The 15278-nt window shown below is 71.2% G+C and carries 15 protein-coding genes and 1 pseudogene; 2 read left to right on the forward strand and 14 right to left on the reverse strand.

The window, feature by feature from the left end:
* Positions 1-37: 37 nt before the first annotated feature.
* From DK389_RS21125 to DK389_RS21185, 13 genes are all read right to left on the reverse strand, one after another.
* On the reverse strand, positions 38-274 hold the full coding sequence (locus DK389_RS21125; RefSeq protein ID WP_109892536.1) for a DUF6894 family protein: 237 nt from the start codon (positions 272-274) through the stop codon (positions 38-40).
* 178 nt (positions 275-452) lie between these two features.
* Positions 453-1283 (reverse strand): aminoglycoside adenylyltransferase domain-containing protein, encoded by an 831-nt coding sequence (locus DK389_RS21130; RefSeq protein WP_109892538.1) that lies wholly within the window; start codon positions 1281-1283, stop codon positions 453-455.
* 156 nt (positions 1284-1439) lie between these two features.
* Positions 1440-3803: a heavy metal translocating P-type ATPase gene (locus tag DK389_RS21135; protein WP_109892540.1), complete on the reverse strand. Its 2364-nt coding sequence runs from the start codon at positions 3801-3803 to the stop codon at positions 1440-1442.
* Between the two features lie 171 nt (positions 3804-3974).
* The gene (locus tag DK389_RS21140) at positions 3975-4715 is read right to left on the reverse strand and encodes a lytic transglycosylase domain-containing protein (protein ID WP_162560750.1); all 741 of its coding nucleotides are present in this window, start codon (positions 4713-4715) and stop codon (positions 3975-3977) included.
* On the reverse strand, positions 4712-5419 hold the full coding sequence (locus DK389_RS21145) for a copper-binding protein (RefSeq protein ID WP_109892542.1): 708 nt from the start codon (positions 5417-5419) through the stop codon (positions 4712-4714). Before DK389_RS21145 ends, DK389_RS21140 begins: the two co-directional genes overlap by 4 nt.
* 74 nt (positions 5420-5493) lie before the next feature.
* Complete coding sequence (locus DK389_RS21150; RefSeq protein ID WP_109892544.1) at positions 5494-5784, reverse strand: copper-binding protein; 291 nt, start codon at positions 5782-5784, stop codon at positions 5494-5496.
* A 131-nt stretch (positions 5785-5915) separates the two neighbouring features.
* Positions 5916-7337 carry a multicopper oxidase family protein gene (locus tag DK389_RS21155; protein ID WP_109892546.1) on the reverse strand — a complete coding sequence of 474 codons (1422 nt, stop codon included), beginning with the start codon at positions 7335-7337 and terminating at the stop codon, positions 5916-5918.
* Positions 7338-7372: 35 nt separating this feature from the next.
* Positions 7373-8917, reverse strand: coding sequence for a TolC family protein (locus DK389_RS21160; protein ID WP_109892548.1), 1545 nt, complete (start codon positions 8915-8917; stop codon positions 7373-7375).
* A gap of 61 nt (positions 8918-8978) precedes the next feature.
* Positions 8979-9308 carry a hypothetical protein gene (locus DK389_RS21165; RefSeq protein ID WP_109892550.1) on the reverse strand — a complete coding sequence of 110 codons (330 nt, stop codon included), beginning with the start codon at positions 9306-9308 and terminating at the stop codon, positions 8979-8981.
* A gap of 190 nt (positions 9309-9498) precedes the next feature.
* The gene (locus DK389_RS21170; protein WP_109892552.1) at positions 9499-9999 is read right to left on the reverse strand and encodes a hypothetical protein; all 501 of its coding nucleotides are present in this window, start codon (positions 9997-9999) and stop codon (positions 9499-9501) included.
* 387 nt (positions 10000-10386) lie between these two features.
* On the reverse strand, positions 10387-10764 hold the full coding sequence (locus DK389_RS21175; RefSeq protein ID WP_109892554.1) for a DUF305 domain-containing protein: 378 nt from the start codon (positions 10762-10764) through the stop codon (positions 10387-10389).
* A gap of 270 nt (positions 10765-11034) precedes the next feature.
* Positions 11035-11697: a DUF2231 domain-containing protein gene (locus DK389_RS21180; protein ID WP_109892556.1), complete on the reverse strand. Its 663-nt coding sequence runs from the start codon at positions 11695-11697 to the stop codon at positions 11035-11037.
* A gap of 448 nt (positions 11698-12145) precedes the next feature.
* Positions 12146-12406: a hypothetical protein gene (locus tag DK389_RS21185; protein WP_162560751.1), complete on the reverse strand. Its 261-nt coding sequence runs from the start codon at positions 12404-12406 to the stop codon at positions 12146-12148.
* 311 nt (positions 12407-12717) lie between these two features.
* Between DK389_RS21185 and DK389_RS21190 the strand changes: the two genes are divergently transcribed.
* Positions 12718-14055 (forward strand): alpha/beta hydrolase, encoded by a 1338-nt coding sequence (locus tag DK389_RS21190; protein WP_162560752.1) that lies wholly within the window; start codon positions 12718-12720, stop codon positions 14053-14055.
* Positions 14056-14117: 62 nt separating this feature from the next.
* On the opposite strand, the pseudogene DK389_RS21195 reads toward DK389_RS21190, so the two are convergent.
* Positions 14118-14714 (reverse strand): annotated as a pseudogene (locus DK389_RS21195) (DUF1269 domain-containing protein); the annotation flags it as partial.
* 237 nt (positions 14715-14951) lie between these two features.
* Between DK389_RS21195 and DK389_RS21200 the strand changes: the two are divergent.
* Positions 14952-15254 carry a hypothetical protein gene (locus tag DK389_RS21200; protein WP_109892562.1) on the forward strand — a complete coding sequence of 101 codons (303 nt, stop codon included), beginning with the start codon at positions 14952-14954 and terminating at the stop codon, positions 15252-15254.
* The last annotated feature ends 24 nt before the right edge of the window (positions 15255-15278 follow it).

Below are 15278 nucleotides of genomic sequence, written 5' to 3' on the forward strand. Positions count from 1 at the left end.
CGCCGAGAACGGCGGCCTCCTCGGGCCCCGCGTCCGCCTACGTGGTCCACTCCACGACGAGGGACAGCGTCGCGATCATCAGGACGCCGCCGGCCTCGTCGCGCACCCGTGCGACCAGCATCATCCGGTCCTCGTCGGGCGGCAGGTCCCTCGCGAGCTCGGAGAGGGTGGTGTTGACCTCCGCCCGAGCGGCCGACCGGTCGGCCAGGTCGATTCCCTCCCGGTCGACGATTTTCCCCTTGGCGTCGCTGAAATCCAGGAAATATCGCGGCATCAGCTGAACCTTCGCGCTGCGGCAGTGGCACCGTCTCGCAGATGCGGCGGGCACGGCCGGCGTGCGCCCGGAACCGGTTGCCGGGCGCCTCGTACGTGGAAACCGTGGCGCCGGTCCGCTCCGAACGGCGGCTCCCGCCGCACGCCTTCCGTGCCGCGGCGAGGGAGGCCCATCGGCCTCATGCCGGCCTCCGCACGCGTGTCGCGGCAGCGAGCGCGCGCGCGTCGTCGGCGGCCGTCCGGACGAAGGCCAGCATTTCGCGGCGGCGTGCGTACGGGTTTCGGTAGAAGGACGCGGACCCAGGCTCGCGACGAATGCGCAGCGCCTCGTCGATGATGCGGTGCCACTGGCGCGGGAAGGTGATGAGCCCGTAGAGGCCCGCATCGCTCTTCGAGGGCACCAGGCCCGTGACGAGGGCGTAGTGCAGGCGACAGATGCCGAGCACGCCCGCCTCGACGGTCCTCGGCCGGAGGGCCACGACGCCCCTCCGCGAAACGGCCCTCGCGCCGCGGGCCAACCAGGGCTGCCAATAGCCGTCGATGGTCCCCAGGACCCAGCGCTCAAGGCGTGCCGGGTCGCGCCATATCACCGTACCGGCGCAGAGGGGCCCGCGCACCGTGACGGCGTCGCTGCCGAGCCGGCCCCAGGTCGCGGGATGTCTCTCGTGGCACCCGGACGCGAGGAAGCGGCCCTCCCTCACGCAGGGACCTTCAGGGACCTCTAGCGGACCGGCCCGGAGCTCGTCCCACGTCACGTAGATGCCGTCGAGCGGCGGCGCCGGCCGGGTGCGAGCGAGGTCTGCGTGGCCGTCCGCCAGGGCCGCCAGGGCTGCCGGGCCGATCCGCCCCGACGTCACCGCCACGAAGTCGAGGTCGCTGAGGCCCGGCCGGAAATCCTGCAGCGCGGCCGACCCGACGACATACAGGGCCTCGACGAGGCCCGGTGCGGCGGCGTCGGCCATGGCCAGGTAAGCGTCCGCGGCGCGGAGGGCGACGGGGTGGAGCGTCATGGGCGCCGTGGGACCTTGCTGGAGCCCGGGATCAGGTGTCGCAGGTCGGACCTCGGCCATCGGCCGGCGCGCAGGGCAGCACTTCCGCGCTGCCGATGGAGGCCGGCCCGGAGCGGGGCCGGGGCGCCGCGATGGGTGTGGCTTGGCATGGCCGCCTCAGCCGATGCGCACCGCGCGCAGGCGCAGTGCGTTGCCGATCACGCTGACCGAGGAGAGCGCCATCGCCGCCGCCGCGATCACGGGCGAGAGGAGGATGCCGAGGAAGGGATAGAGCAGGCCCGCGGCCACGGGGACGCCCAAAGCGTTGTAGGCGAACGCGAAGAACAGGTTCTGCCGGATGTTGCGCATCGTCGCCCGCGAGAGGCGCCGCGCCCGCACGATGCCGGCGAGATCCCCGCCCAGCAGGGTGATGCCGGCGCTTTCGATGGCCACGTCGGTGCCGGTCCCCATCGCGATGCCGACGTCCGCGGCGGCGAGCGCCGGCGCGTCGTTGACGCCGTCGCCGGCCATGGCCACGACCTGGCCCGCCGCCTGATAGCGCCGCACCACCTCGGCCTTCTGCCCGGGAAGGACCTCGGCTTCGACTTCCATGATGCCGAGGAGCCGCGCGACGTCCTGCGCGGCCGCCCGGCCGTCGCCGGTCAGCATGACGATCCTCAGACCGTCCTCGTGCAGCCTGCGCATCGCCTCGAACGTCGACGTCTTGATGGAATCGGCCAACACGATGACGCCGCCCGGGTGCCCGTCGACCCCGACGAACACCGCGGTCGCCCCCCGTCCCCGCGCGCGTTCGGCCGCCTGCTCCAGGACCGTTGCGTCGATCCCCTGCGCGCCCAGGAATCGGAGGTTGCCCACGGTGACCCGCCGGCCCTCGACCGTGCCCATCGCGCCCTTGCCCGTCGGGGCGTCGAAGTCCGTGACGGACGCGGCCGTCAGGCCGCGCCCGTCCGCGGCCCGGACGATGGCGCGCGCGAGCGGGTGCTCGCTGGCGCGCTCCACGGCAGCGGCGAGCCGCAGCACCTCCGCTTCGGTCAAGTCCGGAGCGGACACCACGCCCGTGACCGACGGCTTGCCTTCGGTCAGGGTGCCGGTCTTGTCGACGATGAGCGTGCCGACCTTTTCCAGGCGCTCCAGGACCTCGGCGTTCTTGATGAGGATCCCGCTCCCGGCGCCGCGGCCGACGCCGACCATGATCGACATCGGGGTCGCGAGCCCGAGCGCGCAGGGGCAGGCGATGATCAGCACGGCGACGGCCGCGAGCAGCGCGAACGTGAAGCGCGGCTCCGGCCCGAAGGCCATCCAGGCGACGAAGGCGAGGACCGCGACCGCGACGACCGCGGGAACGAACCATGCGGCGGCCTCGTCGACGAGGCGCTGGACCGGCGCGCGCGAGCGCTGGGCCTCCGCGACCATCGCGACGATGCGGGCCAGGGTGGTCTCGGACCCGACGCGGGCGGCGCGCATGACGAAGCTGCCGGTCGTGTTGAGGCTTCCCCCGACGACCGTGGCCCCCCGCTCCTTGTCGACCGGGAGCGGCTCCCCCGTGATCATCGCCTCGTCGACCGCCGAGCGCCCCTCGATCACCTCGCCGTCCACGGGCACCTTCTCGCCCGGGCGCACGCGCAGTTGGTCACCGACGGCCACCTCGGAAACGAGGACCTCCTCGTCCGAGCCGTCGTCCCGGAGCCTGGATGCCGTCTGCGGGGCGAGGTCGAGCAGGGCCTTGATCGCGCCGGAGGTGCGCTCCCGCGCCATGAGCTCCAGCACCTGGCCGAGCAGGACCAGGACCGTGATCACCGCGGCCGCCTCGAAGTAGGCCGCGACGGCCCCGTCATGGCCACGCAGGGCCGCCGGGAAAACACCCGGCGCGACCGTCGCGACGACGCTGTAAAGGTAGGCCGCGCCGGTCCCGAGGGCGATCAGGGTGAACATGTTCAGGCGGCGGGTGAGGAGCGAGCGCCAGCCCCGCTCGAAGAACGGCCAGCCGGCCCAGAGCACCACCGGGGTGGCCAGGGTGAACTGGATCCAGTTGGAGGCTTGAAGCCCGAGGCGGTCGACGAGGCCGGTCAGGTGCCCGCCCATCTCCAGGGCGAAGACCGGCAGCGTGAGCGCGAGGCCGACCCGGAAGCGCCGGCCCATGTCCTTGAGCTCGGCGTTCACGACGGGCTCGCTCGTGGGCGTCAGCGGCTCCAGCGCCATGCCGCAGATGGGGCAGCTGCCGGGGCGGTCCTGCCGGATCTCGGGGTGCATCGGGCAGGTGTAGAGGCTCCCCGAGGCCGCCGGCGCTGGCACCGCGGTGTCGCGCGAGGTCCGCAGATACCGCTCCGGATCGGACACGAATTTCGACCGGCAGCCATCCGAGCAGAAGTGAAAGGTCGTCTCACCGTGCCGGGCATGATGCGGCGTCGTGTCCGGATCCACGCCCATGCCGCAGACCGGGTCCCGGACGGGCGCCTTGGCGGACGATGCGGGATCATCCTGCCGCGGGTGACGGGTGTGCGCGTGGTGGGTGTGGGCCATGGGATCAGCCCCCTCGTTGGCAGTGGCGCGGGCCGCAGGCCGGTGTCTGGCCCGGACGGGTTCGGGACGAGGCCTGGCGGGCGTCGGCCGCCGGCGCCGCGGCAGGGCCGGGCGGGCAGCGCAGCGGAAGTCGCTCTCCTGGCATGATCTATCCCTGTCTCCCGAGCGGCCTCAGCCGCCTCTCATGATGCGGTCGGTCCTCGCCTCGATGGCGCGGACGCGGGCGGCATGCTCGGCCCACAGCCGCGCCGCCGCCGCGGCGAGGACCGCTTGGCGGCCCGTTTGCCCGGCGAGCGCGGTTGGGGAGCGGCTGCCCGCGGCGCTCGGCACCGCCGCGGGCAGAACGGCGGAGGCCAGCGGCGAGCCGGTCGCCGCCAAGCGGTCGCGCGCCCTTCGGCAGTACGCGACGGAGCGCGCGGTCATCCGCTCCTCGCCGTGCCCGGCGCGGTACTTCATCAGGGCACGGCAGAGATCGCCCCCTGCGAGCGTCCAGGCGCGCGCGAGGTAAGCGACACCGAAGCGGACGTTGGTTGCCGGGTCGAGGAGGGCCGCGGCGGGGCCGGTATGCCCGAGCAGGACCGCGGTGGCCGGTCGGACCTGCATCAGCCCGAGCTCGCCGACGCTCCCGACGGCGCCTGCGTTGAAGCCGCTCTCGACGAAGGCGACGGCGTCGGCGACCGCGGGCGGCAGGCCCCGGGCCCGCGCCTCGCGGGCGAGCACGTCCTTGTAGCCGGACGGGTCCGCCCGGGACGCCTGCGCGGGCGGGGACACCTCGGCCGGAGGAGGCGGCGCGGCGACTGCGCCGTCCCCGCCCGTCGGTGCGGCGTGGGCGAGGCTGGGGACGACCGCGCAGACGAAGGCGACGAGGCGTCCGGCCTCCGCCGCGCGCTGGTGCTCGGACCGGGCGCTCATCTGGCCTTCTGGATCCGGGTGACGGCGATCTGCCCGTTCACCCGGTCGGCCGAAAACCGGACCCGGTCCCCGGCCTTGAGCCCCTTCAGGGCCGCGGGGTCCGCGACGCGGTAGGCCATCGTCATCGCGTCCATGTCGATATTGGGGATCCGCTCATGATCCAGGGTGACCTTGCCGGCGGCCTCATCGAGCTTCTGCACCGTCCCGGCCACCAGCGGCGTGTTGGCCGGCGGCGGCGATGCCGGGGCCTTCACCGGGGCAGGCGCCGCGGACGGCGCGGTCGCCTGCGCGGACGGACCTGCCTGGGCCTGGCGGTCCAGCGGCCCCTCGCCGGAGGGGGTCTGGTTCGGTTGCGCCCGGTAATCCGGCTGCCGGCTCCGGACCTGCCATTCCCGGAGCGTGTCGATCTTCTGCTGCTGCTCGTCCTGGATCTTCTGGGCGACGTCGCGCAACTGGCGGTCACCGCCGTAGTCGAGCTGCGCCTTCGCGAGAAACAGGGACTGCTCGTAGCTGGCGATCAGGAGCTCGGCGAAGTCCCGGTCCGGGTCGCCCGTCAGCTTGAGGGTCCTGAAACGGTCCGCCATGACCTCGCGCACGCGCTCCAAGGCCGCCGGAGCGCCCTTCGCCGGTTGGGCCAGGACCGCGCCGGGCCCGGACCCGGCGAGGATTGCCGCCAGGGCGGCGGTCAGGATGAGGCGTCGCATGTGTTGTCCCTCCGCGGAGCGGGAGCCGTCGCGCAGGATCGGGCAGGTCCGCACGACGGGCCCGGTCGGTTGCCCTACTTGGCCTTCCGGATCTTCGTGACGGTGTACTGGCCGCCCACGTCGGCGGCCTCGAACTCGACCTTGTCGCCGGACTTCAAGGCCTGGAGCGCGGCGGGATCCCGGACCTTGTAGGCCATCGTCATGGCGTCCATGCCGAGCTTCGGAATCGCGGCGTGGTCGAGCGTGACCTTGCCGGCAGCCGGGTCGATCTGCGTGACCGTGCCCTTGACGGACTCGGCCCAGGCCGGGGCCGCCACGGCGAGCAGCGCTGCCGACAGGACTGCTAGGGGGCCAATGCGCCTCATGGTTTTCTCCTGTGCGATGATGAACCGCCGCGCGGGCGCCCGTTGAGGGGCGGGTTGGGCGACCCGCGCGGCGGCCTCCGGAAGGGGCATCCCCTCCCGAACCCTTCGGCCGGGGCCCCGGCCAAGCGAACTCAGTGGTTGTCGTGGCCGCCCGCCTTCGCGGCCGTCCGGCCCTTCCGCGGGTCCACCACGCGCAGGTCGGTCTCGCGCGCCCGCTTGCCTTTCGGCGTGTCGGGCGCGCGCTTCGGCTCGGGCAGGGGGTCGCCCGTCCACTCGTAGGCGAGCGTGCCCTCCGGATGCTGGTACCAACCCGGGTCGCCGTAATCGCCCGCCGCGAGGCCCGGCCGTACCTTCAGGACGGTGAACATGCCGCCCATCTCGACGGAGCCGAACGGACCGGCCCCCGTCATCATCGGCAGGGTGTTCTCGGGCAGCGGCATCTCCATCTCACTCATCATGCCGCCGCCGGTGGCCCCCATCGGCATGTAGCCGGGCGCGATCTTCTGGATCTGCTTGGCCGTGCTCTTCAGGTTCACGCCGATGTAGGTGCGCACCGAGTGGCCCATGGCGTTCATGGTATGGTGCGACTTGTGGCAGTGGATCGCCCAGTCGCCCGGGTTGTCGGCGTTGAACTCGATGGCCCGCATCTGCCCGACGGCCACGTCGACGGACACCTCCTGCCACTGCCGGTTCTCGTCGACCCAGCCCCCGTCGGTGCCGGTCACCTTGAAGTCGACCCCGTGCACGTGGATGGGGTGGTTGGTCATGGTCAGGTTGCCGAAGCGCATGCGCACCTTGTCGCCCTGGCGCACCACCATCGGGTCGATGCCCGGCCAGACCCGGCTGTTGAAGCACCACATGTTCATGTCGAGCATCGTGTTGACCTTGGGCACGTAGGACCCGGCCTCGATGTCGTAGGCGTTCAGCAGCCAGACGAAGTCACGGTCGACGCGCCGCTCGGCCGGGTCGCGCGGGTGCACGACGAAGAAGCCCATCATCCCCATCGCCATCTGGATCATCTCGTCCGAGTGGGGGTGGTACATGAAGGTGCCCGAGCGCCTCAGGATGAACTCGTAGACGAAGGTCTTGCCCGGCGGGATGCCGGGCTGGGTCAGGCCCGCCACGCCGTCCATGCCGTTGGGCAGGGTCTGGCCGTGCCAGTGCACGGCGGTCGCCTCCGGCAGCCGGTTGGTGACGAAGATGCGGACCTTGTCGCCCTCGACCGCCTCGATGGTGGGACCCGGCGACTGCCCGTTGTAGCCCCAGAGCCGCGCGTTCATGCCCGGGGACATCTCGCGCACGACGGGCTCGGCCACGAGGTGGAACTCCTTCCAGTCGCCGCGCATCCGCCACGGCAGCGTCCAGCCGTTCAGCGTCACCACCGGTTGGTAGTCCGGCCCGGTGGTCGGGTAGAGCGGCGGCTGCATCGTCGCCTTCTCCATCGAGGGCGCCTCCGGCAGGCCGGCCGCCTGCACGCGCCCGCTGATCATGGTCGTGCCGGCGAGGACGAGTCCCCCAGCGCCCAGCAGGCCCCTTCGCGAAATCTCGGTCATTCGATCCTCCATGTCCCAGGCAGTCGCGGCCGGCCTCAGCCGCCCGGCGTCGCCGACGCCAGGCTCGGGCCGCCGCCGCCGGCGACGCCCTCGACGCCCGCGCTCTCGCCGCCGAAGCCGCCGCCCGTGAAGCCGCCGCCGACGACGGCCGCCTTGAGATCGGTCGCCGCGATCCAGAAGTCGCGCTGGGCCTCGATGGCCTGGACGTTGCTCAGGATCCGGGAGCGTGCGTCGATGATCAGCGTCGTCACGTCGATCAGCATGCCGCTGTACTGGAGCAGCGCCTGGTCCTGGATCGTCTTGCGCAGGGGCAGCACGCTGCCCTGGTAGTGACGCGTGATGTCGTACTGCCCGCGATAGCGCTGGTAGGCCTCGCGCACCTCGGAGCGGGCGTTGACGGCCCGCTCGGCCAGGCGGTGGGCGGCCCCGAGATAGGCCTCCTTGGCGCCGCGGACCACCGTCGTGCCGAAGTCGTAGATCGGGATGACGAGGTCGGCCGAGTAACCCTTCCGGAAGGTCGTGTCGCGGCGGATGTCGAAGCCGCCCTGCGCGTTGGGCTCGAAGGTCTTCGAGCGGTCGTAGACGTCGGAATACCCGACGTCGAACACGTTGACGAAGGCGCTGACCTGGTTGAGCCCGTACTGGCCGGCGAGTGACTGGAGCTCGAAGCGGGCAACCTGCAGGTCGGCGCGCTTCTTCACCGCCTCCGCCTCGATCTGCGCCCCGGGAACCAGGCGGCCGGGCAGGGGCGGGAGGCCGTTCGGAAGCCGGAAATCGATCTCGCGTCCCCACAGGCCGAGGAGGCGGACCAGCCTCTCGCGCTCGACGCGCTGGAACACCCGGGCCTTCGCCAGCTGCGCCCCGAGCTCGCTGTAGAAGGCATGCTCGCGCGCCTGCTCCAGCTTGTTCAGCGCTCCCGTCTCGCCGAGTTGCTTGGCCAGCGTCGAGGCCGATCCGGCGCTCGCCAGGGCCTGTTCCAGGTAGGCGACCGACTGGTTCGCCGACACGGTGCGGTAGAATTGGCGGCGCGCCTCGCCCGCGAGCCGCAGCACCTGATCGGCGGCGCGGTACTGATCGGCCCGGAACCGGGTCTGCGCGATGGCGGCCCGGGCGGGCAGCGTCACCAGCTCGAACAGGCTGACGACGAGGGAGCGCTCGACCTCCAGCGAGAAGTCGCCTCCTGTGCGGGTCAGCGTGAGACGGGGCAGGGGCGGCAGCGTCGCCTGGACGAACTGCGCCTCCGACACCCCGAGGTCGTTGAAGGCCGCCTGGAGGCCGCGGTTCTTCAGGAGGGCGACCTGCACCGCGCTGTCGGCGGTCAGGGGACGGCGCAGCAATTGCTCGGCCCGGGCCTCCGCGGTCAGCGCGAGGGCCTCGTCGCTGACCTTGACGAGATCCTTCCTGAGCTCAAGCGAGGCGTAGCCGCTCGCGACGGACAGCCCGGCGTCCGGCGAGAAGCTCGCGCACCCGCCGAGCAGCAGGCCGATTCCGGCCATGCCGACGAGGGCGCGGGCGCGCCGGCCCGACACCGGGTCCCCCGTACGGTCCGCCGGCCTCACCGGGTTTGACAGCCTGGTCATCGTACGCCCCCCTCGTGCCGTAATCCGGGGCAGGGGCCGATTTGGTTACAAGGGCTGGTCATCAGCGGCCTCCCGTGTCGCGCTTGCCGCCCATGCCGGGCATCCCGTTCATGCCCGGCATCTTGGAGTGATCCGTGCCGCCCATGCCCGGCATGCCCTCCATGCCGCCCTGACCGGGCTTGGGCGTCACGGCCCTGTTGAGCTCGCGCCAGTCCTTCGGGTCGACGACGTCGTAGCGCTGCACGCCCGCCGTGACCGCGGAGTAGCGCGGGGCCCTTACGCCGAGGGCGGGATCCGCCGGCAGGACGAGCCACTCCGGCGGGGCCGTCGGCACGCAGGCGGCGAGCGGCAAGGCCGTGAGCAGCACGGCCAGCCTCGAAAACTTGAGCATGTCTTGCATCCCGAAAGGGGCGACCGGCCGCGGGATGAGTCCGCGGACATGTGGGAGGCGGCACGGCACGACGACGCCAGCGACGGGCGCGTGGCGCGGACCAAGCGGGGTCAGCTGTCGGGTCGGGCGTGACGGGGGCTGACTGGCCGGTAGGCGCGGGTCAGAGGCGGGCGCGGCGCGCCCGCCGGCATCAGCCGATGCGTCTCGGCGGACGCTCGATGCGCACGGGGCGCGGATCGGCGACGCCGTCCTCCCGTGCCATCCCGAGGGGCTCGGAGGGACGGAAGTCCAGGACGGCTCCCGACCACGGCACCTCCGGCAAGGCGGCCTGGCAGGCTAGGGGGCAGCAGGTCGCCGGACAGGCCGGAGCGCGCTTGTGGTGACTCTGCGCGTGCTGGTGGTGCTGGTGCGGAACGGCTGCCGACACGCGGTCCGGTGCGCCGGCAGCCGGGGCGGCATCGAGCCCTCCGCCAGCGCCATCGGCGCGGGCGGCCGGCACGGACGGCGCCTCGGCCCCGTCCGTGACCGGGTGATGGTTGTGATGCGGGGCCTCAGCCCCGTCGGACGGTGTGGGCACCCCGGGCGCCGCATGATCGCGCGAGGCGTGCTTGGTCATCGTGCATGGCGCCGCCGGGGCGATGGCAACGGCCACCGCCAGGAAGGCGAACACCAATGTGCGCAGGAATGCCAAGGATCGGGCGACCTCACCAAATCGGCCGCGACTCTCGCACGAGCCCGGGAAATCGGCAACGCATGAAAAGGTTAACTTAAGATCAACGCTGCGACTGTTGGAAACAGGCCACATCATTGTGGCTGGCGACCGCTGGAGGCGAGCCCCCCGTGAGCGATCCTCCGCACCTGGGCGTTCGATCCGTCGCTGTGCACCAAGGGCGAACGCCTGGCCGGCCTGACGTGGCAGACATACCCCAACCGGGTTTCTCGCTCGCAAAGGTTATCGAGGCGTTAAAGCTCATTTCTGCGAGGCGACGACCGGTGCATCGGGAAAGGGAGCAACCCGCGCACGCCCGCGGACCCGGCCCGCGAACGTGCGCGGGGCTGGGCTCGTGCGTGGAGCGCCTTATTTTTCTTTTCGGATCTTCGCCTGAAGCTCCCTCAGGCTCTTCTCGTTCTCCTCCTTCGTCTTTCGGGCCTCCTTCTGAACGTCGGCATCCTTGGCATGCTTGAGGGCCGCATCGGACATGTCGATGGCGCCCTGGTGGTGAGCCGCCATGCCCTTCATCCAACCGATGCCGGGGTCCGGATCCATCATCCCCTGCATCATCGCCTGGTTCATCTTGTCCATGGCGGCCATCGAGTCCTTCTGCAGGGGACTCATGTTCTTCATGTCCATGCCCTTCATACTGGACATGGACCCACCGTGATCCTGCGCCGACGAGGCGACAGCGCCCGATGCGAGGATCAGGCCGGCGACGAGTACGGTTCTCGCGATTGTCATGTGGGTCTCTCCAGATACCCCTCAGGCGTATCAACCCGCCATCGCACCGAAGGTTCGCGCCGGCCCTGACCGGAGATCCGCGGCCCGAGCGGGCCCGCCGACGCTCAGGCGCGGGGTGATGGAGCGGGGTTCACGGGCCCCGACCGTCACTCAGGGGCCACTCTGCCCGCTGGCCGGGGAATGAAGCGGTCGCGCCGTCGGACGGCGACAGTTCGCCACCGCCGGCCCGGAGGAGCCGCTTCGCGCTTCGGACGCGCCGCCCTCGCAGATTCAGTGCGCGTGATCGCGGGCGTCTCCGTGCGAATGTCCCCCGGGGGAGGCGGCGGACGGATCCGAGGCGGGAGGCGATGCCGGCGGGGAAGCGGCGCGACCTCCGTCCTTGGCCGAGCTCTCCCCCGTTTTGACCGCCGGCTCGCCTCCGGGGCCGGGACCATGCTCGTGCTGATGCCCATCGCCCGAACCGGGGTGCACGTGGGTGTCCGACTTGGGCAGGCTCTTCACCCCGAGGCCGTAACGGTAGACGTTTTCGCCACCCAGCCATCCCGTGACCGCGAGGGCCCCCGAGCCCGCGAGCACCAGGGCGAGGAGGATACCGCTCGCGCCGGCGGCGCGGCGGCGGTCGAACCACGCCGCGGCGGCGGCGGCCAGGAACAGCGCGGCGGAGCCGAGCGCCCAACGAAGGTGGATGGTCATGTTGGCGTGGGAGGGCTCGTCGTGTGCCACCGTGTTGTAGGCCTGCCAGCCCGTGACGAGCGCCACGACGGCGGCAACGACGCCCAAGGCCAGGTTCCACCGCGCCACGTGCGTGACGGCGGAGCCGACAGGCCGCCGGGCGAGCAAGGCTCCCGACATGAACAGGGCGGACGACGTCAGCAGCAGCGCGATCGTGAAGTGCACGACCACCGGATGCCAGTTCGGGAGGATCTCGATCATGCCAACCTTCCTGTAGCGGGCGGGTCCATCGGGCTGGGGCGCCCCGGCGACGGCGCGCACTTACCCTCTCGGCACGCCTCGCCCCGGCGGCGACGGGCGACCAACGGCCTCTCGGCCCGGCAGTGAGCCGCGCCCCATGTCCAACCCAGATCCCGCTGCGGGTCCGCAGGCTACCGGCTCGACCACCGTCGCGAGAGCGAACAGACACCGAGCAGACCAAAGTCCCCGGTCCGACCGGTCACGCCGAACGGCACGGCCCAAGATCGCCTCCGCCGTGCAAGGCGTCATATACCCCTAAGGGGTTTAATTGCGAGTTCGAGGCTTGGCAATACACATTCGCGGGCTCCGCGCCGGTCGCACACCTCCGCGCTGAGGGCACGCGGACCGCCCCGCTGGACCAGCCGCCCCCTGGCGGGAGCGGCTTCTCCACCACCGTTGGCGCGCCCCGTCAGTGGTGGCCGTCCTCGCCGTGCCCGCCGCCGTGGCTGCCCTCGTGCGTGACCTCGTGGTGATCCTCGCGGTGACCGCTGTCACCATGATGCCCCTCGGTCGCGTGGTGTCCGGCCGCCGGCGCGTGGTGGTCGTCCTGGTGCCCCCCCTCGATCACCACGGCCGGCCCGTCCCCGGCTGACGCGGGAGCCGGGGCGAACAGCGCGAACGCGAGGGCGGCGGATGCCGCCAGGGACACCTGGGATAATGTCTTGGTCATCGTACACTCCTGCTTCCGCCCATGCGGTCCTACGCAACGCCGTCCGCCAATATACGATCCGGGGGTATACGGGTTTTTTGCGGGGCAGGGCACCGGCCGGCGCTCGGTGGCCAACCCCTCGGTTCGCCCTGGCCCCCGCCCTCGGCGGTTGGCAGCCGTGGGGCGAGCCCCGGTCCGGACCGCTCCGAGAAGCCGGGGGGAGGCCGCGCCCTGGCCGCCCGGGGCGTCGCTCCCGACAGGTCGCGAAGAGCGAGGCGGCCGCCCGGAGCGGCGCGTCATGGCGAGACACTGAATTCACCCGCTCGGACCCAATGGAGATAACGGAATTTTGTATTCCGTCCTTGTGGCATTCGAAGAAATGTCAGGCGAACAGCTTTACGAATCGCGGTGGCTGCGATGTCCTTCCAGGATATTTGGGGGGACGTTCGATGATCACGCGTCGCGACCTGGAGAAAGGGCTGGTTGCCATGGCGGTCCCGGGGCCCCTCCTTGACCCGGCCCAGGCGCAGGAGGTTACCGGTGCGCCCGCTTCGGCTGCACCGGCGAAGATCACCGTTCAGTTCGGCACGAACAGGAACCGCACGCGGGACGGCAGCCTGTTCGGAACGGGCTTCCTGGATCCCTCCGATCCGTCGGCTTACCTGACCGGTTCCATCGACGTCATCCGCTCGGACGGCGTCCCGCATCCGGTCTGGACGCCGGACCCGGCTACGCTGCGCCTGGATCCGACCTTGAGGCAGGAGGCGGGGCACCCGTTGTCGGTGGACGAGGCGGCGGCCTCGATCCAGGCGGGCGGCGGCATCGTCGCGTTCGCCGAGGATGAGATCCGGGCCGAGCGGGCGTCGGCGGGGGCCGGGGGGATCGTGTTCCTTCCCGGTTTCAACAACACGTTCCTGCAATCGATGAGCTCGTCCGCGCAGGTCGCATCCGGCTACGGCGCCCGGAGGGTCTTCTGCTTCGCGTGGCCGTCGCAGGGCGCTTTCGGCCCGACGCCCTACGACAGGGACAGGATCACGGCCTTGGCATCGGGGCCCGCCATCGCCCTCTGCCTCGGCCGGCTCTTCGCCAAGCTGGCCCCCCTGGCGGAGGACGACAGGCCGTTGCTGCAGATCGTCTGCCACTCCATGGGAAACCGGGCCCTGAGCTCCGCCCTCCAGTCGATCTCCCTGGCGCGCCCCGACCTGCTGGCCCGGCGCTACTTCCTTTACGCGCTTCTGATGGCGGCCGACGAGGACGACGACGCCTTGGGCAACGCACGCAAGCTCAGGCCGCTCCTGACCTTGGCCAAGCACATCGACGTCTACACGAACGAGAGCGACCTCGCGATGATGCTGAGCTGGGCCGCGAACCTCCACAGGCCCCTCGGCGGCTTCGGCCCGGCCGATTTTGGCCAACTCCCGAACCAGGTCATCTGGGTCGATTGCACGGACGTCGGCAACACGCGGGAAAACGACGGAAGCTCCAATTACGGCCACCAGTATTATCGGCTTTCGGAGCCGGTGCTCGCCGACGTGCGGCAGGTTCTCGCGGGCAAGGCCCCGGACAAGGTCGCGCCCCGCATCCCGGACCCGGACTACCCGACGCGCAAGTTCGCGATCCCGTTCAACGGGAAATCGGCTTGGGCGACCGGACGGGGATACCGTCCCTGAAGCACTCGCCGATGCGGCCCCGCGGATTCCCGCGGGTAAGGTCCTGGGATCAAGCGCCCGAAACCGTTGCCCCCCTCCGGAGGCGTGCTGGGGTTCGGGACAGGTCCCGCGGTGCCTACCGGCAGTTCACCGCTGCCCGGCATGGAGACCTCCGGCCCCGACAGGGCTGCCTGGAGGCGGCTCTCCTGCTCCGGGGAGAGGGCCGAGCGGATCACTCGGCCGCGGGAGCGCGACATCTCCGCCACCACCTTCTCGGGTTGGACCTTGCGCACAAGCACAAAGAGCGCCGAGGTATTGGGCTGCAGGGTTTCGGCGATGGAGCCGATGAAGCCATCGTCGATGCCATAATCGGCCAGGCTCCCCGACAAGGCGGCCGCCCCGGCGCCGAGGGCTGCGCCCGTGGCAAGACCCGGCAGCGGGTTCAGGAAGAGAGGGCCCACCAGCGAACCCCACATCGCCCCTCCAGATCCCCCGGAGGCCGCCCCTGCGCCGACCAGGTCGACGCTTTGCTTCAACCGAAGCTGGCCGTGGGGCCCGCGGACGGCAACGACGGCATCCTCCAGGTCGATCAGGTACTCCGTCTGCAGGCGCGCCAATTCGTTCAGGGCACGGTCCGCCTCATGGGGATCGTCGAACCCCACCACCACGAGCTCAGCCATTCCTTTCCTCCTGGTTGATCATCCCGGACAGCCGGCAAAGGCCCTGTTGCCGGTCACTCCAGGGTCGCCTACGCGGACCGTTCGCGGCCACTTGGGTCGCGACCGCACTACGCGCCAGGACCGCCCTGGTAGCCTTGCGCCCCTGAAGTCCGCGGCAAGACTTGTAACGAAGCTCCTCAGGCGTCCGAACTTGTAGGAGGCACCCACGCGGTGTCCTCAAGAACAAGATGGACAACCATGTCGAAGCATCTCACCGTGATCGCACTCACGATCCTCTCCTTGGGCGGCAACGCTTGGGCTCATCCCAGGTCGACGGTCCAGGATGGCCGAATCGTCGAATGGGGCTCACGGCCGGCTTCCGGCAGGAGTACCGATCCCGAGGCGACGGCCAGCATCCTCGAAGGCCGGACCGCCGGAACTGTCGCCCGCGACGTGCAGGGCCGGGACCTCAGGAGCAGCACGCGCGGGAACGCCCAGTTCCCGGAGCGCCCGTACGAGGCGCAGAACCTCGGCGGGACTGCGGGCGGACCCGGTTTTTGACGAGATCCGGACAGCCCCGGAGGC

Origin of the sequence: Methylobacterium durans (assembly GCF_003173715.1) — a bacterium.
GTDB classification, from domain to species: domain Bacteria; phylum Pseudomonadota; class Alphaproteobacteria; order Rhizobiales; family Beijerinckiaceae; genus Methylobacterium; species Methylobacterium durans.

Bases quoted from the DNA above. Each gene is read 5' to 3' on its own strand.
- DK389_RS21150 (WP_109892544.1), bottom strand. From the start codon at position 5,784: ATGAGGCGCATTGGCCCCCTAGCAGTCCTGTCGGCAGCGCTGCTCGCC.
- DK389_RS21185 (WP_162560751.1), bottom strand. From the start codon at position 12,406: ATGACCAAGACATTATCCCAGGTGTCCCTGGCGGCATCCGCCGCCCTC.
- DK389_RS21135 (WP_109892540.1), bottom strand. From the start codon at position 3,803: ATGGCCCACACCCACCACGCGCACACCCGTCACCCGCGGCAGGATGAT.
- DK389_RS21130 (WP_109892538.1), bottom strand. From the start codon at position 1,283: ATGACGCTCCACCCCGTCGCCCTCCGCGCCGCGGACGCTTACCTGGCC.
- DK389_RS21145 (WP_109892542.1), bottom strand. From the start codon at position 5,419: ATGCGACGCCTCATCCTGACCGCCGCCCTGGCGGCAATCCTCGCCGGG.
- DK389_RS21155 (WP_109892546.1), bottom strand. From the start codon at position 7,337: ATGACCGAGATTTCGCGAAGGGGCCTGCTGGGCGCTGGGGGACTCGTC.
- DK389_RS21140 (WP_162560750.1), bottom strand. From the start codon at position 4,715: ATGAGCGCCCGGTCCGAGCACCAGCGCGCGGCGGAGGCCGGACGCCTC.
- DK389_RS21160 (WP_109892548.1), bottom strand. From the start codon at position 8,917: ATGACCAGGCTGTCAAACCCGGTGAGGCCGGCGGACCGTACGGGGGAC.
- DK389_RS21165 (WP_109892550.1), bottom strand. From the start codon at position 9,308: ATGCTCAAGTTTTCGAGGCTGGCCGTGCTGCTCACGGCCTTGCCGCTC.
- DK389_RS21180 (WP_109892556.1), bottom strand. From the start codon at position 11,697: ATGATCGAGATCCTCCCGAACTGGCATCCGGTGGTCGTGCACTTCACG.
- DK389_RS21190 (WP_162560752.1), top strand. From the start codon at position 12,718: ATGGAGATAACGGAATTTTGTATTCCGTCCTTGTGGCATTCGAAGAAA.
- DK389_RS21125 (WP_109892536.1), bottom strand. From the start codon at position 274: ATGCCGCGATATTTCCTGGATTTCAGCGACGCCAAGGGGAAAATCGTC.
- DK389_RS21175 (WP_109892554.1), bottom strand. From the start codon at position 10,764: ATGACAATCGCGAGAACCGTACTCGTCGCCGGCCTGATCCTCGCATCG.
- DK389_RS21200 (WP_109892562.1), top strand. From the start codon at position 14,952: ATGTCGAAGCATCTCACCGTGATCGCACTCACGATCCTCTCCTTGGGC.